This is a genomic window from Ensifer sp. LBL (assembly GCF_050435225.1).
In the GTDB taxonomy this organism is placed as follows: Bacteria; Pseudomonadota; Alphaproteobacteria; order Rhizobiales; family Rhizobiaceae; genus Ensifer.
Window position 1 is genome coordinate 384,042 of the sequence record NZ_JBNDJY010000007.1, and the last position, 19,453, is coordinate 403,494.

At 61.6% G+C, this 19,453-nt stretch carries 17 protein-coding genes; 4 read left to right on the plus strand and 13 right to left on the minus strand.

Annotated features, from left to right (window positions below; all coding sequences use genetic code 11):
• The first annotated feature begins 4 nt into the window (after window positions 1-4).
• Window positions 5-1,399, plus strand: a complete 1,395-nt coding sequence (gene lpdA / locus OKW20_RS26990; protein WP_429177060.1) for a dihydrolipoyl dehydrogenase — start codon at window positions 5-7, stop codon at window positions 1,397-1,399.
• A 148-nt stretch (window positions 1,400-1,547) separates the two neighbouring features.
• Window positions 1,548-2,729 carry an acetyl-CoA C-acyltransferase gene (locus tag OKW20_RS26995; protein ID WP_429177063.1) on the plus strand — a complete coding sequence of 394 codons (1,182 nt, stop codon included), beginning with the start codon at window positions 1,548-1,550 and terminating at the stop codon, window positions 2,727-2,729.
• Window positions 2,730-2,853: 124 nt separating this feature from the next.
• Here the strand turns inward: OKW20_RS26995 and purU are convergent, their stop codons facing one another.
• The 5 genes from purU to hmgA form a co-directional block, all read right to left on the minus strand.
• A complete protein-coding gene (gene purU, locus OKW20_RS27000) occupies window positions 2,854-3,738 on the minus strand; it encodes a formyltetrahydrofolate deformylase (protein ID WP_034787183.1) in 885 nt (294 codons plus the stop codon).
• Between the two features lie 194 nt (window positions 3,739-3,932).
• Window positions 3,933-4,571: a maleylacetoacetate isomerase gene (gene maiA / locus OKW20_RS27005; protein WP_429177066.1), complete on the minus strand. Its 639-nt coding sequence runs from the start codon at window positions 4,569-4,571 to the stop codon at window positions 3,933-3,935.
• Window positions 4,572-4,589: 18 nt separating this feature from the next.
• The gene (locus OKW20_RS27010) at window positions 4,590-5,606 is read right to left on the minus strand and encodes a fumarylacetoacetate hydrolase family protein (protein WP_205237654.1); all 1,017 of its coding nucleotides are present in this window, start codon (window positions 5,604-5,606) and stop codon (window positions 4,590-4,592) included.
• 55 nt (window positions 5,607-5,661) lie between these two features.
• A complete protein-coding gene (locus OKW20_RS27015) occupies window positions 5,662-6,531 on the minus strand; it encodes an MBL fold metallo-hydrolase (RefSeq protein ID WP_429177070.1) in 870 nt (289 codons plus the stop codon).
• Window positions 6,528-7,895 (minus strand): homogentisate 1,2-dioxygenase, encoded by a 1,368-nt coding sequence (gene hmgA, locus OKW20_RS27020; RefSeq protein WP_429177072.1) that lies wholly within the window; start codon window positions 7,893-7,895, stop codon window positions 6,528-6,530. Before hmgA ends, OKW20_RS27015 begins: the two co-directional genes overlap by 4 nt.
• A 175-nt stretch (window positions 7,896-8,070) precedes the next feature.
• Between hmgA and OKW20_RS27025 the strand changes: the two genes are divergently transcribed.
• Window positions 8,071-8,535: a MarR family winged helix-turn-helix transcriptional regulator gene (locus OKW20_RS27025; RefSeq protein ID WP_429177075.1), complete on the plus strand. Its 465-nt coding sequence runs from the start codon at window positions 8,071-8,073 to the stop codon at window positions 8,533-8,535.
• 4 nt (window positions 8,536-8,539) lie between these two features.
• Here OKW20_RS27025 and OKW20_RS27030 read toward each other — a convergent pair whose 3' ends face one another.
• Window positions 8,540-9,019: an Lrp/AsnC family transcriptional regulator gene (locus OKW20_RS27030; RefSeq protein WP_034787199.1), complete on the minus strand. Its 480-nt coding sequence runs from the start codon at window positions 9,017-9,019 to the stop codon at window positions 8,540-8,542.
• 131 nt (window positions 9,020-9,150) lie between these two features.
• Between OKW20_RS27030 and hppD the strand changes: the two genes are divergently transcribed.
• Window positions 9,151-10,263: a 4-hydroxyphenylpyruvate dioxygenase gene (hppD, locus tag OKW20_RS27035; RefSeq protein ID WP_043618583.1), complete on the plus strand. Its 1,113-nt coding sequence runs from the start codon at window positions 9,151-9,153 to the stop codon at window positions 10,261-10,263.
• Between the two features lie 168 nt (window positions 10,264-10,431).
• Here hppD and OKW20_RS27040 read toward each other — a convergent pair whose 3' ends face one another.
• The 7 genes from OKW20_RS27040 to OKW20_RS27070 all read right to left on the minus strand — a co-directional run bounded on the left by OKW20_RS27040 (window position 10,432) and on the right by OKW20_RS27070 (window position 19,322).
• Entirely contained in the window at window positions 10,432-11,388 is a 957-nt protein-coding gene (locus OKW20_RS27040; protein ID WP_429177079.1) for a glycoside hydrolase family 26 protein, read from the minus strand.
• Between the two features lie 23 nt (window positions 11,389-11,411).
• A complete protein-coding gene (locus tag OKW20_RS27045; RefSeq protein ID WP_245281651.1) occupies window positions 11,412-11,915 on the minus strand; it encodes a DUF995 domain-containing protein in 504 nt (167 codons plus the stop codon).
• A gap of 62 nt (window positions 11,916-11,977) precedes the next feature.
• On the minus strand, window positions 11,978-13,942 hold the full coding sequence (locus OKW20_RS27050; RefSeq protein WP_429177082.1) for a glycosyltransferase: 1,965 nt from the start codon (window positions 13,940-13,942) through the stop codon (window positions 11,978-11,980).
• On the minus strand, window positions 13,939-14,922 hold the full coding sequence (galE, locus tag OKW20_RS27055; RefSeq protein ID WP_429177084.1) for a UDP-glucose 4-epimerase GalE: 984 nt from the start codon (window positions 14,920-14,922) through the stop codon (window positions 13,939-13,941). The genes OKW20_RS27050 and galE overlap by 4 nt, the downstream gene beginning before the upstream one ends.
• A 1-nt stretch (window position 14,923) precedes the next feature.
• Window positions 14,924-15,964 carry a UDP-glucuronic acid decarboxylase family protein gene (locus OKW20_RS27060; RefSeq protein ID WP_429114797.1) on the minus strand — a complete coding sequence of 347 codons (1,041 nt, stop codon included), beginning with the start codon at window positions 15,962-15,964 and terminating at the stop codon, window positions 14,924-14,926.
• Window positions 15,965-16,502: 538 nt separating this feature from the next.
• Window positions 16,503-17,303 carry a helix-turn-helix transcriptional regulator gene (locus OKW20_RS27065; RefSeq protein ID WP_052201835.1) on the minus strand — a complete coding sequence of 267 codons (801 nt, stop codon included), beginning with the start codon at window positions 17,301-17,303 and terminating at the stop codon, window positions 16,503-16,505.
• Between the two features lie 1,089 nt (window positions 17,304-18,392).
• On the minus strand, window positions 18,393-19,322 hold the full coding sequence (locus OKW20_RS27070; RefSeq protein ID WP_429177086.1) for a siderophore ABC transporter substrate-binding protein: 930 nt from the start codon (window positions 19,320-19,322) through the stop codon (window positions 18,393-18,395).
• Window positions 19,323-19,453: the final 131 nt, after the last annotated feature.

The window sequence follows — 19,453 nt, forward strand, 5'->3', positions numbered from 1 at the left end:
GATCATGAAGGAAATTTCCTGCAAGCTGCTCGTCATCGGCGCCGGCCCCGGCGGCTATATCTGCGCCATCCGCGCCGGCCAGCTCGGCATCGACACCGTCATCGTCGAGAAGGCCAAGGCCGGCGGCACCTGCCTCAATGTCGGCTGCATCCCCTCCAAGGCCCTGATCCATGCGGCTGAAGAGTTTCACAAACTGCGCGCGGCCGCTTCCGGCCGCAACCCGCTCGGCCTGTCGCTGGCCAACCCCTCGATCGATCTCGCCCATACCATCGCCTGGAAGGACGGTATCGTCGGCCGGCTGAACGGCGGCGTCATCGGGCTCCTGAAGAAAGCCGGCGTCAAGGCGGTCGTCGGCGCGGCCCGTTTCATCGACGGCAAGACGGTCGATGTCGAGACCGAGACCGGACTGCAGCGCATCCGCGCCGAAGCGATCGTGATTGCCACCGGCTCCGCACCGGTCGAGCTTGCGGACCTGCCTTTCGGCGGGCCGATCATTTCGTCTACCGAGGCTCTCTCGCTGAAGAGCGTGCCGAAGAGCCTCGCCGTTATCGGCGGCGGTTATATCGGCCTCGAACTCGGCACCGCCTTTGCCAAGCTTGGCAGCCATGTCACCGTGCTGGAGGCGCAGCCGCGTATCCTGCCACTCTACGACGCCGATCTGACGAAGCCGATCAGCAAACGCCTTGGCGAACTCGGTATCGAAGTCTTCACCCAGACGGTCGCCAAGTCTTACTCTGCCGAGACCGGCAGCTTGCAAGCCGAACACAACGGCCGCGCCATCAATGTCGCTGCCGAAAAGGTGCTCGTCACCGTCGGCCGAAAGCCGGTGACCGAAGGCTTTGGCCTCGAAGAAATCGACCTCGACCGCACCGGCCGTTTCATCCGCGTCGACGACCAGTGCCGCACCTCCATGCGCGGCATCTATGCGATCGGCGACGTCACCGGCGAGCCGATGCTGGCGCACCGCGCGATGGCGCAGGGCGAGATGGTCGCGGAGATCGTCGCTGGCCACAAGCGCAGCTGGGACAAGCGCTGCATCCCCGCCGTCTGCTTCACCGATCCGGAGATCGTTACCGCTGGCCTTTCGCCCGAAGAGGCACGCGCAAGCGGCATCGAGATCAAGATTGGCCAGTTTCCCTTCCAGGCGAACGGCCGCGCCATGACGACGCTTGCCGAGGACGGTTTCGTGCGCATCGTCGCGCGCGCCGACAACCATCTGGTGCTCGGCATCCAGGCGGTCGGCCATGGGGTCTCGGAACTCTCGGCAAGCTTCAGCCTGGCGATCGAAATGGGCGCGCGCCTCGAAGACATCGCCGGCACGATCCATGCGCATCCGACGCAGTCCGAGGCGTTCCAGGAGTCGGCGCTGAAGGCGCTCGGGCACGCGCTGCATATCTGAGGTTGAGGTTGGGGGTAGCCCCTCATCCGCGCGGTGAGGCCTGCCCCTCATACGGCCTGCCGGCCACCTTCTCCCCGCATACGGGGAGAAGGCAACATGGGGCGCCCGCCCGCACCAAACATTGCCTCTTGCCCAATGGGAGAAAGTCATGAGCAGAACGGATCCGATCGTCATCGTTTCAGCGGCACGCACACCGATGGGCGCCTTTCAGGGCAGCCTCAAGGATCTGACCGCGCCGGAAATCGGCGCCATCGCGCTCAAGGCAGCGCTCGAACGCGCCGGCCTTGATGCTGTCGACGAAGTGCTGATGGGCAATGTGCTGCCGGCCGGCGTCGGCCAGAACCCGGCGCGCCAGGCAGCCCTTGGCGCAGGGCTTGGCAAGGAAACGCCGTCGACGACCATCTCCAAGGTCTGCGGCTCCGGCATGAAGGCGCTGATGCTCGGCCATGATGCGTTGTTGTCAGGCAGCGCCTCGGTGCTTGCGGTCGGCGGCATGGAGTCGATGACCAACGCCCCCTATCTACTGCCCAAGGCGCGCGGCGGCTTCCGCTTGGGACATGGCGAGGTCAAGGACCACATGTTCCTCGACGGCCTCGAAGACGCCTATTCCGGCCGGCTGATGGGCACCTATGCCGAGGACACGGCCGAGCACTACCAGTTCTCGCGTGCCGATCAGGACGGCTTCGCTTTGCGTTCCCTGGAGCGCGCCAACCGGGCGGCCGAAGATGGTTCCTTTGCCGCGGAAATCGTGGCGGTCGCTGACGCCGGCAAGCGCCAGACCGCCAATCTCGATCGCGACGAGCAGCCGACCAAATCGGATCCGGCCAAGATCCCGAAGCTGAAGCCCGCCTTCCGCGACGGCGGCAGCGTGACGGCGGCCAATTCGTCGTCGATTTCGGACGGCGCTGCCGCACTGATCCTGATGCGGGCAAGCGAGGCGGAAAAGCGCGGGCTGACGCCGCTTGCAATCGTCGCGGGGCATGCGGGCCATGCCCAGGAGCCGGCCTGGTTTACGACAGCCCCGATCGGCGCGATCGACAAGCTGATGGCCAAGCTTGCCTGGGAGAAGGGCAGCGTCGGCCTCTACGAAATCAACGAGGCCTTCGCCGTGGTGGCGATGGCGGCGATCCGCGACCTCGGGCTTTCTGACGATATCGTCAACATCAACGGCGGCGCCTGCGCGCTCGGCCACCCGATCGGCGCGTCCGGCGCACGCATCATCGTGACCCTGCTGCACGCCATGCGCGCCAAAGGTGTCAAGCGCGGCATTGCCTCGCTCTGCATTGGCGGCGGTGAGGCAACTGCGGTCGGGCTGGAGCTGTTGCAGTAGCGCAAATTTGGAGGAAGGAAGCGGCGCACGGTTTTCCGTCCGCATACCGCGCGCCCTGACGAAAAACGCCGCCGGAGGACCCCGGCGGCGTTTTCGTTTTCAGCGGGCGGTAAACCCTCGCGCCTCAGCCCATGCGCTCGGAAGCGTAGGAGCCCGGGCTCGGCGGGAAGACGACCACGCGGTTGCCGTTGATGAAGCAGCGGTTGTGAATATGGGCGTGCACGGCGCGGGCGAGTACCTGGCTCTCGACGTCGCGGCCGATCGAGACATAGTCCTCGGCGCTCTGGGCGTGGGTGATGCGGGCGATGTCCTGCTCGATGATCGGACCTTCGTCGAGGTCGGCGGTGACGTAATGCGCCGTCGCGCCGATCAGCTTCACGCCGCGCTCATAGGCCTGCTTGTAGGGGTTCGCGCCCTTGAACGAAGGCAGGAAGGAGTGATGGATGTTGATGATGCGGCCCGACATCTTCTTGCACAGCGCATCGGACAGGACCTGCATATAGCGGGCAAGCACGATCAGCTCGGCGCCGGTCTGGTCGACCAGTTCCAGAAGCTGGGCCTCCGCCTTCGGCTTGTTCTCCTTCGTCACCTTGATGCAGTGGAAGGGAATGTCGTGGTTGACGACCACCTTCTGGTAATCGAAGTGGTTGGAGACGACGCCGACGATGTCGATCGGCAGCGCGCCGATCTTCCAGCGATAAAGCAGGTCGTTGAGGCAATGGCCGAAACGCGACACCATCAGCAGCACCTTCATGCGCTCCTCGCTGTCGCGGATCTCGGCGTTCATGTCGAAGCGCTTCACCACCGCTTCGAAACCTGCCTTCAACTCGTCGAGTTTTGCGCCTTCCTGGCTGATAAAGCTGAGACGCATGAAGAACAGGCCGGTTTCGAGGTCGTCGAACTGCGAACTGTCGGAGATATAACAGCCCTTTTCGGCGAGATAGCCGGTGATCGCGGCGACGATGCCACGGGTGGTCTTGCAGCTGACGTTCAGCACATAGCTTTTCATCGGTATGTCTCTCGCTCCAGAGGTTTTTCCGGCCCCCCTTATACGGCCAGTCACACAAAAACTAGCGCGGCCTTTTCGCTGCCGTCGATCCATTCGCGACATTCCCTTGACGGAACCGGCCAGAGAAGGCGGCCGCATGATGCGGGCGCGCCCGAAGGTGAAGCAGAAGAGATCAAGCGGGAAGCCGCGTGGCCTCAGCGCGGTGTGCGGTCCGGGTGCGCGCGGGCGAAAGCCTCGATCTCGGCACAGTTCTGGTCGATCGCGACGAGCCGCGGACGGGCCGAAAGATCGACGTCCCATCGGCGGGCATTGTAGACCTGCGGCACCAGGCAGAAATCCGCCATGGTCGGACTTTCGCCATGGCAGAAGCGCCCGGTCGCGGGATGGTCGAGCAAGCGCTCGAAAGCGGCAAGCCCCTCGCCGATGAACTTGCGCATCCAGTTGCGCCGCGCCGCCTCGCCATCCTCGGCATTGGCCATGACGTGGGAGACGACGCCGAGATTGCAGACGGGGTGGATGTCCATGGCGATCGCGTAGGACAGCATGCGCACCCGCTGCCGTCCTACGGCGTCGGATGGCAGGAAGCTGGAATCGGCCCGCGTCTCCGAGAGATATTCGATGATGGCGAGCGATTGCGTGAAGCGCTCGCCATCGATCTCAAGCACAGGCACCAGCCCTTGCGGGTTGCGGGCCAGATGCTCCGGCGCCTTGTGTGCCTTGGCAAGCAGGTCGACCGGCGCCGAACGATAGCTTTCGCCGAGGCTGTTGAGCGCGATGCGCACCCGATAGCTCGCCGACGAACGCCAGTAATCGTAAAGGACGGTCTCGCTCATGCCTTTGCCCGTCTGCCGTCAGGCCTTGGTGTAGGCTTCGACGGTCTGCTCGATCGCGCCGAAGATCGAATGACCGGTCTTGTCCTTCATCTCGATGCGCACGACATCGCCGACCCGGAGGAACTGCGTCTTCGGCGCACCGCCGGCGATCGTCTCGATCATCCGGACTTCCGCGATGCAGGAATAACCGGCGCCACCTTCGGCAACTGGCTTGCCCGGCCCGCCGTCGAGCTTGTTGGAAACTGTGCCCGAGCCGATGATCGTGCCGGCCAAAAGCGGCCGGGTCTTGGCCGCATGTGCGATCAGTTGGGCGAAATCGAAGGTCATGTCGATGCCGGCGTTCGCCCGGCCGAAGGGCTTGCCGTTGAGATCGACGTTGAGCGGCAGATGCAGCTTGCCGCCATCCCACGCGTCACCCAACTCATCGGGCGAAACGGCAACCGGCGAGAAGGCCGATGACGGTTTCGACTGGAAGAAGCCGAAGCCCTTGGCAAGCTCGGCGGGGATGAGGCCACGCAACGACACGTCGTTGACGAGCATGACGAGACGGATCGCCGACCTAGCCTCGTCGATGGTGGCGCCCATCGGCACGTCATCGACGACGACGGCGACTTCGCCCTCCATGTCGACGCCGAAGCTTTCGTCGGCAAGCGGGATCGGATCGCGCGGCGCGATAAAGCTGTCGGAGCCGCCCTGGTACATCAAGGGATCGGTCCAGAAGCTCGCCGGCATCTCGGCATTGCGGGCCTTGCGCACCAGCTCGACGTGGTTGACGTAGGCCGAGCCATCGGCCCATTGGTAAGCGCGCGGCAACGGCGACAGCGCGTCATGCTCGTGGAAGCGGATCGTCGGTTGCGAGCCTGTCTCGATCCCTTCAGCCACACGCGCAAGCCGCGGACCGGCATGCGCCCAATCGTCGAGCGCTGCCTGCAACGAGCGGGCGATGTGCCCGACTTCCGAGCAGCGGGTGAGATCGCGAGAGACGACCACGAGCTTTCCGTCGCGCGTACTGTCCTTGAGTGTCGCCAGTTTCATGCAGTCCTCCCTCTCAATCTTTTCATTGTTCACGCAATTTCGGACGAAACCGCGCTTAGACGGACGAATCGTCCGCTATCTTCACAACAAGGCCGTCGGTGGCGATCGTCAAGGCGCCCGCCCAGTTTTTGCGGGTCGCCGCGATCCAATGGCTCTCGGTTATCTCGGGATCATCGGCCGGGATTAGATGATGCAGCACCAGCCGCCCGACGCCGGCGGCGGTTGCAATCGCTGCCGCCTCTCCGGCGAAACTGTGGCTTGCCAGCAGATGCTCTTTCAGCCGCGCGCCATTGCCGGTGCGCGCCACCAACCGGTCGACGCCTTCGGCAAGCATCGCCTCGTGCACGAGAATGTCCGCGCCTTTGGCGAAATCGACAAGCGGCGGGAAATAGGCGGTATCGGACGAAAACACGACCGAACCCTCCGCATGCTCGAAGCGGAGCGCAAAACAGTCGGTCACCGGCGGATGGTCGACGCGCAGCGCCGAAAGCGTCAGGCCGTTCTCAGAGAAGATCTCGCCTTCGGCGAACTCGATGACCTCGACCAGCGCGCGCAGGTCCGGCCGGCCTTCGTCGACGATGCGGATGTCGATGTCGAAGGCCATCGACTGCAGGAAACCGTGCCAATAGGCTTGGGTGCCTGCAGGTCCGAAGACCCGCACCGGCTGTGATAACCCAGCGGTCCAGGCCGTGTGAATGAGCGGGCCAAGTTCCAGCACATGATCCGAGTGCAGGTGGGTAACGACGATCAGGTCCAGCGTCTTCAGTGCGACACCGGCATCGGTCAAACCTCGGGTGACGCCGAGGCCGCAATCGACGACGACAGTCCGACCGCCGATTTCAAGCAGCGACGAGGTCGGCCACGGGCCGCCCGGCCGGATCGCCGGACCACCCTTGCTGCCGAGCAAAACCAGGCGTGAACTCAAGACCAATCGCCTTCCGGCGTCCCGTTGAACCGCTTCTTGAGATCCGTCCAGCAGTCGATGTAGTTGTCCTGCAACGTCTCCAGTTCGGCGGCGTAGCGGGTCAGCTGCTGCGGGAAGCGGGTCTCGAACATGAAGGCCATCGTATGGTCGAGCTTCACCGGTTTCAACTCGCTATTCGTCGCTTTGTCGTAGCCCGAGGCATCCGGACCGTGCGCCAGCATCATGTTGTGCAGGCTCATGCCGCCGGGCACGAAGCCCTCTTCCTTGGCGTCGTAGCGGCCGTAGATCAGCCCCATGAATTCGCTCATGATGTTGCGGTGATACCAGGGCGGCCGGAAGGTGTGCTCGGCCACCATCCAGCGCGGCGGGAAGATGACGAAATCGATGTTCGCCGTGCCCTCTTCGCCCGAGGGCGCGGTCAGCACCGTGAAGATCGACGGATCCGGATGGTCGAAGAGGATCGCACCGACCGGCGAATAGGTCTTGAGATCGTACTTGTAGGGCGCGTAGTTGCCGTGCCAGGCGACGACGTCGAGCGGTGAGTGGCCGATCTCGGTCACGTGGAAGCCACCGCACCACTTCACATGCACGCGGCAGGGCGTCTCCTTCTCCTCGAAGGCGGCAACCGGCGTCTTGAAGTCGCGCGGATTGGCCAGGCAATTGGCGCCGATCGGGCCGCGGTCCGGCAGCGTGAACTTGGCGCCGTAATTCTCGCAAATATAGCCGCGCCAGACCTTCTCTTCGCCAAGCCGCGTGACCTTGAACATGGTGCCGCGCGGCACGATGCAGATCTCGGATGGTTCGACGTCCATCTTGCCGAGCTCGGTAAAGACCTGGATCGCGCCCATTTCCGGAACGATCAGCAGCTCGCCGTCGGCATCGAAGAAATAGTCGTCGACCATGTCGTCGTTGAAGGCATAGGCATGCGCCGCCATGCCCGAATGCGTCGGCGCGTCACCCGCCGTCGTCATCGTGCGGATGCCCTGAAGAAAGTTCAGCTTTTCCGTCGGCGCCGGCAGCGGGTTCCAGCGCAATTGGCCGAGCGCCAGCGAATGGTCGGCGACATGAGGTGCCGTCTTCCAGTGCGGATAGTCGATCTTGCTGAAGCGGCCGGTGTGGCGGACGCTCGGGCGGATGCGATAGAGCCACGAGCGCTCGTTGGTGCCGCGCGGCGCGGTAAAGGGCGAGCCCGAAAGCTGCTCGGCATAGAGCCCATAGGCGCATTTCTGCGGGCTGTTCTGACCCTGCGGCAGCGCGCCGGGCAGGCTCTCGGTCTCGAAATCATTGCCGAAGCCGGGCATGTAGTTGAGCGCTTCGTTGGTCTTCACCTGTGTCTCGGCCTGTTTGCCTGCCTTGTCCAGCATCGTCGATCCTCCTCCTCTTGGGCGCCCTGCTTCGGCTTCGTGAAGCGACCTTGAAAGGTCCGGCGCAATCCCAAATACCGCGGCGACGACCGTTTCCCAGGGTGGACGCAGGCGTGGCCTTCGGCATATTAGTTGCAATCGTAACTATCGATTTTGTAACTATCAAGGATGCGCGATGGCCGCCGATGGCTTCGAACTCAATACCTTCCTGCCCTATCGCCTGAACCGCGCCGCCGAGTTCGTCGCGCTGCGCTTTGCCGCCCAGTACAAGGCGCGCTACCAGCTCACTCGCCCGGAATGGCGCACGCTCGCAGCCCTTGGCAGTACTGGCCGCGCGATGACCGCCACCGAAGTCGGCACCCACTCGGCCATGCACAAGACGAAAGTGAGCCGCGCCGTCGCCTTGCTCGAAAAGCGCCGCTGGCTGACACGGCGCGAAGACGAGAACGACCGCCGCATCGAGCACCTGGAACTGACGAAGTCGGGCATCCGGGCCTATGGCGAACTGACGGAACTTGCCGCCCGCTATCAGGCGGAACTCGATACGCTGATCGGTGCGGCCGGCATGCAGGCGCTCGCTATCGGGCTGGAAGCGGTAGAACGCGCCATCGGCAGGTTCGAACCCCCGCCGTCTGCCTGAGGCTTCAGCCCTTCATCCGCTCCGGGATCGGCACGCCCTCGAAGCTCTTCAAGGTTTCGAGCACGATCGACGTCTTCACATGCTGCACGCTGTCATGCGGCAGAAGCACGTCGTTGACGAAGCGCGACAGTCCCGCAAGATCCGGCGTCACCACCCGCATGTGGTAGTCCATCTCGCCCGTGAGCGCGTAGGCCTCCAGCACCTCGGGCAGCCCTGAAATGAGCTTGCCGAAACGCTTGGCATTGTCGCGATTGTGGGTGGCGAGTGTGACAGAGATCACCACCATCAGATCGAGGCCGAGCTTCTGCCGGTCGATCTGTGCCTGGTAGCCGGTGATGTAGCCTTCCGCCTCAAGCCGGGTGCGCCGGCGCGAGCATTGCGACGGCGAAAGCGCGATGCGCTCGGACAGCTCATTGTTGGTCAAATGCCCGTCGCGCTGCAATTCGCTGAGGATCTTGAGATCGAACCCGTCAAGCTGCTCCATTCGTGCATCCTAATTGAGTATTTCGCATGTTTCGTGCGCCATCCGGTCTAAACCGCGCAAGAATACAAGCATCATGCATGGGAATTGCGTCATACTCCAGCAAAGTTTGGAAGAACAAGAGGAGACTTCCGATGGGCCCCTTCCCGCATGACGCCCCGCCGGCAACGATTACCGCTGACAACCCCGCCGGCACCGACGGCTTCGAGTTCGTCGAATTCGCCCATCCGGAACCGGAAAAGCTGGCCGAGCTCTTTACGCGCATGGGCTACAGCCCGGTCGCCAAGCACAAAAGCAAGAACATCACCGTCTGGCGCCAGGGCGACATCAACTACATCCTGAACGCCGAACCCGGTTCCCACGCCATGCGCTTCGTCGACGAGCACGGCCCCTGCGCCCCGTCGATGGCCTGGCGCGTCGTCGACGCCAAGCACGCCTTCGACCATGCAGTCTCGAAGGGCGCGATCCCCTACGAAGGCACGGACAAGTGTCTCGATGTCCCGGCGATCGTCGGCATCGGCGGTTCGCTGCTCTATTTCGTCGAAACCTACGGCGCCAAGGGCTCGGCCTACGAGGCCGAATTCGAGTGGACCGGCGAGCGCAACCCGAAGCCCGAGGGCGTCGGCTTCTACTATCTCGACCACCTGACCCACAACGTCTATCGCGGCAACATGGACAAGTGGTGGGCGTTCTACCGCGAACTCTTCAACTTCACCCAGATCCACTTTTTCGACATCGACGGTCGCATCACCGGCCTCGTCAGCCGTGCGATCACCTCGCCCTGCGGCAAGATCCGTATCCCCTTGAACGAGTCCAAGGACGATACGAGCCAGATCGAGGAATATCTGCGCAAGTACAAGGGCGAAGGCATCCAGCACATCGCCGTCGGCACGGAAGGCATCTACGACGCCACCGACAAGCTGTCGGACAATGGCCTGAAGTTCATGCCAGGCCCGCCGGACACCTACTACGACATGTCGCATGACCGTGTTCACGGCCATGACGAACCGATCGAGCGGATGAAGAAACACGGCATCCTCATCGACGGCGAAGGCGTCGTGAACGGCGGCATGACGAAGATCCTCTTGCAGATCTTCTCCAAGACCGTGATCGGCCCGATCTTCTTCGAGTTCATCCAGCGCAAGGGCGACGAAGGCTTTGGCGAGGGCAACTTCCGCGCCCTGTTCGAATCGATCGAAGCCGACCAGATCCGTCGCGGTGAACTGGGACCGCAGGCAGCCGAGTAATCGGGTCCGGCATCGGCCGGACGGCACTGCCCAATCAAATCAGCCTCTCGCCTCTAGCGAGGGGCTTTTTGCTTTGGAGACCTTGCGACGGCTGCAAGGCAGCCACGTCAGTGCCCCCCAAACGCCCGCGCCCAACGTGCCCCAAAGGGGCACGCATCGGCGAGCGCCTCAGTTCGTGGCGTCGTTGACCACCCGCCAGTTCGGCCGGCCAAGGTCGTGCGGCCAATCGATGACGTCGCGGTCGTTGAAGTAGACGACCTCGGCGAGATTGGGGAACTGCGCATCCGCTTGCGTTGCGGTGTTCATCCAGGGCTGCATATAGGCCTGGCTGCCTTCCCATCCGAGCTCGGCCACCCAGATCGGCTTGTTGTATTTGGCGACCAGGTCGTAGCCGGGTTTCAGCGCCTCGGTGAAGGTTTTCGGCGCGCCGTATTCGATCTTGTCGAACGGCTCGAGCCCGAAGACCGAGAGGCCGACGAGATCGACGTAGTCATCGCCCGGATAATAGTCGACGAGGTTCGGCAGCCCCTTGGGCGACCACATGATCTGCGCCTTTGGCGCCTTCGCCCGCACGATGTCCATCGCGTGCCGGTAGGCCTTGATCCAGTCCTGGGGCTCCCAGCCGGCCCAGGAGAAACGCCCGGACGTATCTTCCATTTCCTGGCCCCAGCGCACGATGACCGGGCTCTTCAGCCCGGCAATCGTGTTGGCGATTGCTTCCATGTTGGCGTCATATTCGCCTCTGAGCATGCGGTCGCGCAGCTGCGTCGGCGTCAGTTTCCAGTCGAGCGACCAGGACCAGGGCTCGATGGTGATCAGCAGGTTGCGGTTGCGCTGGAGCGCGTATTCGTCGGCGGCCTGCAGGGAGGCGAGGTCCACGTCTTCCCAGGGCAGGAACAGGGCCTCGGTCGAGACATCGTTCTGTGCGCCGAAATCACCGTGGGGGTCATAGGCGCCGAATTTCGTTCCGCCCGGGTGAATGACCGGACGTTTATCGCTCATCGTCTGTTCTGCACTGGTCGCAGGATTGGCTTGTTCCTGCGCCAACGCGGATACCAAGCTTGCACTGAGATCCAGCTGGAGAGCCAGAGCCGTGCATAGCGCGAATGCCAATTTGCGTTTCATTTCATCCTCCTGCGGCAGAACGTCTATTTCTTGGCCAGGAACTGTTCCTTCAGCCGGAGTGCCTTGGCCGTAATGTTGTCGTGGGCGACGAAGCGCTTGTACTCGTCGCCGGCGCGGGGCTTGGCATGGCTGAAGACGTACCACTTCCCATTGGGCACCTTGCGTTGATAGACCGTGTCGCCGATCCGGGCGTGACCGAAGCAGCTGCGGGCGTTGCCGGCATTGGCCGAGGTCGTCCAGGTGGCCTGCATGCACATCATGCCGAGGTCGCTGACGTACCAGTTGCCTTCGGCAAAGGAGCGATCGCCCTTGCCCTTGTCGACGAACGCGACGAGCTTGCGCCCATGGGCTTCGAACCGGGCACCGCCCGTCGACCATTCCCAGGTCTTGTTGCGGTAGAGCGAATAGACCTCATAGGCGCTGAGCGGCGTCGGCTTGACTTCCATCTTCGCCTTGACCGGCTCGGCGCCGAAATAGACCGCGGCCGCTGCCAAAGGCACCAGCAGCGGAAGAGCTACAACTTTCAACGACCCTTTCATTGCATTTCTCCTCGCATTGGAGACCACACACACTCGACTGCTTGCCGTCGTCATGACGGCACATGAAACCGACCGACCTTCCTGGTCGTTATCGTTTCCCTGTTCCTTGGTTGGCTGACATTCGATGCACTGATTTCGCCGCGCGCGGGCCCGTCGGAGGGCTGTGAAAACCCTCTCCATTTCAGGCGGAAGCGAACGGTTTTGAGATTGGTGCCGCTGCCGGCACCAGCAACCGTGTATCTCGTTTCGGTGAAGCTCACGAATTGCAGGCCGTGTGACAACGCCTGTGTGGCCTCGGCCCCATGGCGCACGGCCGATTGGGCAGAGAGCACCGAGACCAGCACCAGGCACCCGGCCGTCGCCGCCGTCATCGTCGACCGCGGGATCAGGGCCAGCCGGTTTTCACGTGCATGGCAAATGAGGATTACCGCGACCAACCCCGCATAGATCAGCGCATTGATGCCGGCAAAGACGTAAAATCCGCGTGCCGTGCCGGCATCGGAGATGCCCCAGGCGACCAGCGCCGACGCCAAGGCGAGCACGAGATAGGGCATCAGCACCCGCAGCGGCAAGGGCGCAGCGGCACCGCCGCCCTTCGGCGTGATGCGGAAGTCGACGAAGTTGCCGGTCAGGTGATCGCGCACTGCCGCAAGGCAACCGAGCAGCGACCAGGGCCAGCGCGCAAACAGGAACAGCGTGCCTTCCCAACTCAGGACGCGCGCGTCATAGGGCCGGAACGTGCCCGTCGAGCGCCAGAAATAGGCAAGCGCGATCAAGACCAGCGAGAGCGGCACAAAGTGCAGCAGGAAGTCCGGATAGGTGACGGCGACGAAGGTTCGCCCGGCCGCGAGCGCCGCAATCGGCATCAGGAACATCAGCGCCATGAAGGACGAAAACAGCGGATACCAGAGCTGCGAGAACAGGAACTGGAACTTCAGCCGCGGCGACAGCTTCGGCACGTAGACCGGCGAGTATTTCAGCAGGATGGTGACGAGGCTTCGCGACCATTGAAACTCCTGGACCACCAGATCGGCGAAGTTGGCCGGTCCGTCGCCGTGGGCGATCGCGTTCAGCGCATGGACGCCGCGCCAGCCATGGGCATTCATGATCAGCGTCGTCGAATGGTCTTCGGCAAGTTCGGGCCCCAGTCCGCCGATCTGCTTCAGCGCCTTGGTCCGCACGGCATAGTGCGAGCCGATGCACAGCGGCGCCCAACCGTTGTTGTAGCCGGCCTGCAGCGAGCCGTGCATGCTGGCTTCCGCATGGAGCCGCCCGCGCGCCGCCCAGCTGGTGGCGGCGTTGGCGTCGCAAATGCTCGGCGCTGAGACATAGCCGACCGACGGGTCGTTGAACGGACGCAGCACCTCGACGAGATAGGTCGTCTCCGGCACATGGTCGGCATCGAACTGGGCGACGAAATCATAGCGCTCGTAGCCATAGTGATCGTAGAAATAGGCAAGGTTTCCCTCCTTGCACCGGGTCCGGCGCGGCCAGGTGGAGCGGTGGTAGTCCGCGACACCCTTTCGCGTCGAGATCAGCACCCCGCGCGCCGCGCACCAGGCAATCGTATCCGGCGACGGATCTTCGTCGGCGAGCCACACGTCGAATTCGCAGCCGGTCTGATCGAGCATGGCGAGCAGCGTCTTGCGCACCACGGAAAAGGGTTCGGAAGGCGCCTTGGTCACCACCATCGCAACCCGCCCCCGCGGCACCGGGGCGGCGCTTGCCGCCATCACCTTCGCGCCGGAAAAGATCACGATGAAATAGACCGGCAGCAGGGTAATCCACCCGACGACGACCGTGATCAGCACATAGGACGGCCAGTCGACGACGTGGGCGGGATCAAGCCACCACTGCCAGAAATACAGGAGGGCGCCAAACCATGCGGCAATGCCGAGGACATGGAGCAGCTGCAGCCGGCCCGAAAACAGGGCGGTCGGCGCGAAAGCCGCCTTCCGACTCTTCTCGAGGGCGACGGTCTCATTCGGTTTCGCAGTTGCCGGCGACCAGCTCATGAGCGTACCTCCAGGCCGAAGCTCGGCGCGGCGGTGGCGATGATCGTGTCGATGTCCGAGAGCTGTGGGCTGAAGCCCAGCCTCTGGCGCGCCCAGTTCGTGTCGGCATAGAGAACCGGCGGGTCTCCGGGCCGGCGCGGCAGCATCTGCACCGGCACCGGCCGTCCGGTCACCCGGTCGATGGCCGACAGCACCTGCCGGATCGACGTACCGTGGCCAGAACCGAGATTGGCGTGCAGCACCTCGCCGCCGTCGCGTAGGTAATTCACGGACGCCACATGCGCATCGGCAAGATCGGTCACGTGGATGTAGTCGCGGATGCAGGTGCCATCCGGTGTCGCATAGTCGTCGCCGAAGACGTCGAGCCTGTCGATGCGGCCGGCCGCCGCCATCAGCGCACGGGGAATGAGATGCGTTTCCGGATCGTGCTTTTCGGTCAGCTGCCCTTCCGGATCGGCGCCTGCCGCATTGAAGTAGCGCAGCGCCACCGAGCGGATGCCGTAGGCGCGGGCATAGTCGCCAAGCATCAGTTCGATCATCAGCTTTGTGCGGCCATAGGGATTGATCGGCAGCTGAACCATGTCCTCGGTAATCGGTAGCTGCGGCGGGATGCCGTAGGTGGCGCAGGAGCTGGAAAAGACGATACGTCCCAGTCCGGTCGCCCGGCAGGCTTCCAGAAGCGCGATGCTGCCCGCGACATTGTTGGTGTAGTATTTTCCGGGATCCTCGACCGATTCCCCGACATAAGCGGACGCTGCAAAATGAATGAGGCATTCGGGCGAATGGGTCCGGATTGCCGCCGCCAGCCGTTCCTTGTCCTCGATCGCTCCCTCCACGAGGGGGCCCCATTTCACGTTGGCCCGATGCCCCGTCGACAGATTGTCGTAGACGACGGGAACGATGCCCTGCTCAGCCAGGCGCTTGCAGGTGTGGCTGCCTATGAAGCCGGCTCCGCCGGTGACCAGTGCGACGCGAGACATGTCATACCGCCTCTCCGGCCACTGCGCGGTCGGCCGCACTGAGGCGCTCGTCGAAATGGGCGATCGTGCGCTCGAGGCCTTCGCGCAGCATCACTTTCGGTTCCCATGCGAGCTCGCCACGCGCCTGCGTGATATCGGGCCGCCGCTGGCGGGGATCGTCGGTGGCTGCCGCCAGATGCACGATGCGCGAGCGCGAGCCCGTCATCGAAATCACCATCTGCGCGAGCTCGAGAACCGTGAACTCACCGGGATTGCCGAGATTGATCGGCCCTGTGCACGGGTCGGCCGAGACCGAAAGGCGGAGGAAGCCGTCGATCAGGTCGTCGACATAGCAGAAGGACCGGGTCTGGTAGCCGTCGCCATAGATCGTCAGATCGTTGCCCCGGAGAGCCTGGACGACAAAGTTGGATATTACCCGCCCGTCGTCGGGGCGCATGCGCGGACCATAGGTGTTGAAGATACGCGCGACCTTGATCTTCACGCCGTGGGTCCGGTGGTAATCGAAGAACAGCGTCTCGGCCGACCGTTTGCCTTCGTCATAGCAGGCCCGCGGACCGATCGTGTTGACGTTGCCGAAATAGGTTTCCCGCTGCGGACTGGTCAGCGGATCACCATAGACTTCCGACGTCGAGGACTGGATAACCGTGGCGCCGGTGGCCTTGGCGTTTTCGAGCGCGTGCAGCGCGCCGAGAACGTTCGTCATCAGGGTTCCGACCGGGTCGGCCTGATAGTCCGGAGGGGATGCTGGAGAGGCAAAGTTGAAGATGACATCCGCATCGATCAGGTAAGGCTTTCGAACGTCGTGATCGATGATGTGGAGATGGGGGTCCTGCGCCAGATGAGAGAGATTTTCGCGCCGGCCGGTCGAAAAGTTGTCAAGACAGATGACCGTATGCCCCAGGGAAAGAAGTCTTTCGCAAATATGAGATCCAAGAAAACCGCTTCCACCCGTTACTAGTATTCTCTTCGGTATTCCTGCGATCTTCTTAAGAAACTCCCGCTGTCCGACCACGGACAGCGGTCCCGTGACGACCTTTCGCATGCGCACCTCCAATTATTAAGCTCACCATTTTCGTTGGTGATTTGGAGACGGGATGCGAGCGCAATAGATAATAAAAATATTCTCTTTATTACAATGACACGCACAACCCGACAAAAAATAAACTATTCAATGGCAATCAATATTTTTCAGTTTTTCAATTTCAATATTAGCTAATTATCAAATACGAGGCGTTCAGTCAATATGTATGGAATTTATTTCCAGTAAATAATCCAAAATTACAACAAACTACTATTGACATAATCATATTTGATTACTTTTCGGCCAATCCAGGTCAAAAGTAACGAAATATTTACCGGTATGTTCTAGGATAAATTACGGTTTGATCTTCGGGGTTTCACATACCTGTCGCGGAGACATGCGGCAGCCGGACCGCCCGGCCATTCGCCGGGCAGGTTCCAACGCAGCATTTGATTTTGAGAGCAGCCCCAGGAGAGTTCACCTGGGGCCGAAGGGAACCTGGCATGTCTTCGATGACACCCAGACCCTCAAGCGGACAAACGCCCGCCTTGCGTCGCGCCTAGTTCTTCCAACGCGACAGGATGACGTCGCCGTTGCGCTCCGTCGCCGCATCGTTGGTGAAGTAGCGAGACGCAGCTTCCGTACGGTTGCGAACGTTCATCTTCTTGTAGATGTTGCGGACGTGAACCTTGACGGTGTTTTCCGACAGCCCGAGCCGGTCCGCGATGATCTTGTTCTGCGTGCCCTTGCAGATCAGATCGAGGATCTGGACCTCACGCGTCGTCAGACCGTCCGGGCCGGCATCGCGCTTGCGCCGCCCTGTCCCCGAGACGGCCGTCTGGCCCGGGGCTTCCCCGCGCCGGCCGTAAAGGCTGTTTGCCGCGAAAGGCTCGGGAGAAAGCCGCCGCAGCAAAGCCGCCGGGAAATGTTCGCCGCCCTTCATCAGTAAATCGATGGCGGCAAGGCAGACGTCGAGATTGAGGTTCAACGGCAGGACGCCATGGATGAGGCGCTCTTCGACGAAGCCCGCAATCGAAGGATCGAGTTCCTCGGCATTCTCCACCACCAGGCCGATCGACGCCCGCGGGTGGAACTCGTGAATGGTCCGCAAGATAGCCGGAAAGGACTTGGGAGGCATCCGGTACAGCATGATCAGCGTGACATCGACGAGATTGCCGTCGAGCAGATTGTCGGGATCGGAGAAGCTGACGATATCGTGCCCTTGAAACCTGGACCCGACGGCCTGCATCAGGCATTCGGCGAACAGATCGATCTTGGCGAGCATTACGATTTTTTTCTTTTGTGACAAAGCCTTGTTGTTATCTTCAAAATCACCCACTTTGGAGCTTCCAGGATACATTACGCCCTCCTAGGATTTTTCCATTTATTTTTATGGGTGCCCCGGTCTGGCCGTCGGCACGCCCCACTTTCAAAAAATTTATTCGGAACCACTTATGCGTCACGTTTTTTCCTGCGCGATAAAATTCGCGATAGCTAATGTAACGTAAAGATCTCCGCAACGAAACAGCCCAAAAGGATTAGAGAAGCGCCGGAAGGGCACTTAAATCGTTATAAATCGAACCATCTTTGGGTTATATTGTAAGCGTTCTGTTTACCAAGGCGCGGAACGCCCTCAAAAACAAGCCTCTAGGATACCTCCGCAAGAGCCGATGTCCTATGCATTTCTGCCAAGGCGCGGCCGGTGAGACGCGATAATAGGATTAGTTAAGCAGGCCCGCACGGCCGTTCTTAATCCCCTCTTCCGCTCCGAAATACGCAGGAATACTTAGTCCGGACTAGGACACCCTTCCTTTACTACCGGCGATCGCCCGCATCCTGGCGCAAACGGCCTAGAGTGCCGGGTCACCGCTGGATGGATGCCTCTGAAAAAGCTTGGGATTTCATCGCTGCGCCAAGGGTTTGCCGCCGATGGTTAGACGGGAAAGTGTCAGTAATTACAAACCACTAACTAGAATTGGTATCTTCCGCGTCGCGCCGTTTGGAGTCAAATTGGACTTTCGTTCCGGAAGATCAAACGGGTCCGGCCGAGCGTCACCAAGCGCTTGCAGCCAATAAGAAACCCTGCCTTTCGGTGAGTTGCGTCCGCGTTCCATCGAGTAAGCGTAAAGCAAGTCAACATATAGCTCGGGCCCAATCCGGGCGGACATTATATAAAAAAGTAAAAACTAAAATAAATTTAGCAAAAAAGCGAAAATCTCTAAATCAAGATATTATGTATCCCTCCAAAAGGAGCCAACACCGGATAAATACCGTAAGAGTTAAGGGTATTTGGTGTTGGCTTCCCTTTGTCCCGAAATCCGCCCGGCGACGAAAAGAGTTCCCCTATGGGCTAGTTGTGACAGGCGACCGCGAAAGCGAAACACGCCTGCACGCAACGCAGCAATCGGGTGGTAAACAACGACGCCGCAATGCGGCGTCGTTGTTGCAATCACTTCTTGCTCAGCGCCTGCGTCAACTGATCGACAATGTCCTGCTGCGACTTCAGGCCCGATGCCGTGAGGTAAAGCTTGGCGGAGTCGAGATAGACGACATGTCCGTCCTTCCAGGCTTTCGTCTGCCGGACGATCTCGTTGTCGAGCAGAGCCGCTGCCGGCTGCGCCTGCTGGCCGATGGCCGCATCGCGATCGACGACGAAGATCCAGTCGGGGTTGGTTTCGAGAATATATTCGTAGGAAACCGCCTGGCCGTGGGTCGCGACCTGCAGTTCGGGATCGGCCGGCTTGATCCCGAAGACGTCGTGCAACGCGCCGAAACGCGATCCCTTGCCATAGGCGCTGATCTTTCCGCCGGTCGTTAGCAAGATGAGACCCGTTCCACTTTCGCCAGCAAGCCCACGCAGCGCCTCGATCGAGGAATCGAGCTTGGCGATGCTTGCCTTGATCTCGGCTTCTTTGCCGAAGATCTCGCCGAGGATCTCTGCATTCTTCTTGACGCTGCCGATCAGATCCTTGTCGTCCGAGGTCAGGTCGATCGTCGGTGCCAGTTTGGCGACTTCGGCGTATTTCGCCTGCGACCGCCCGCCGACGATGACGAGGTTGGGCTCTGCCGCGTTGATGGCTTCGAAGTCGGGCTCAAACAACGTGCCGATCTTCGCATAGCTATCGGCCTTGTATTTTTCGAGCGACGGCGGGACGGCCGACCCGGGAACGCCAGCGACGGGAATACCGAGCATGTCCAGTGTTTCCAGCATGCCGAAATCATAGACCAGCACCGTCTTCGGGTTTTTCTCCACCTCGCTGACGCCGCTGCTGTGCTCGATCTTCAGTGTTTCGGCGAGCGCCAACGATGCGCCGCCAGCCGTCATCACGGCCGCAACGAGCAGGCTGCGCAGACCATTAGAGAAGGGGGATATATTCATGACTATTTACCTCATGTTTTCTCCTCCTCCCTAGCGCGATTTTGCGGGGAGGGCAATGCGCGCAGTGCGCGTCATTCTCACCTCACAAAACTTGACGAAGCCGATCATATATAAGACTAAGGCGTGCCTTC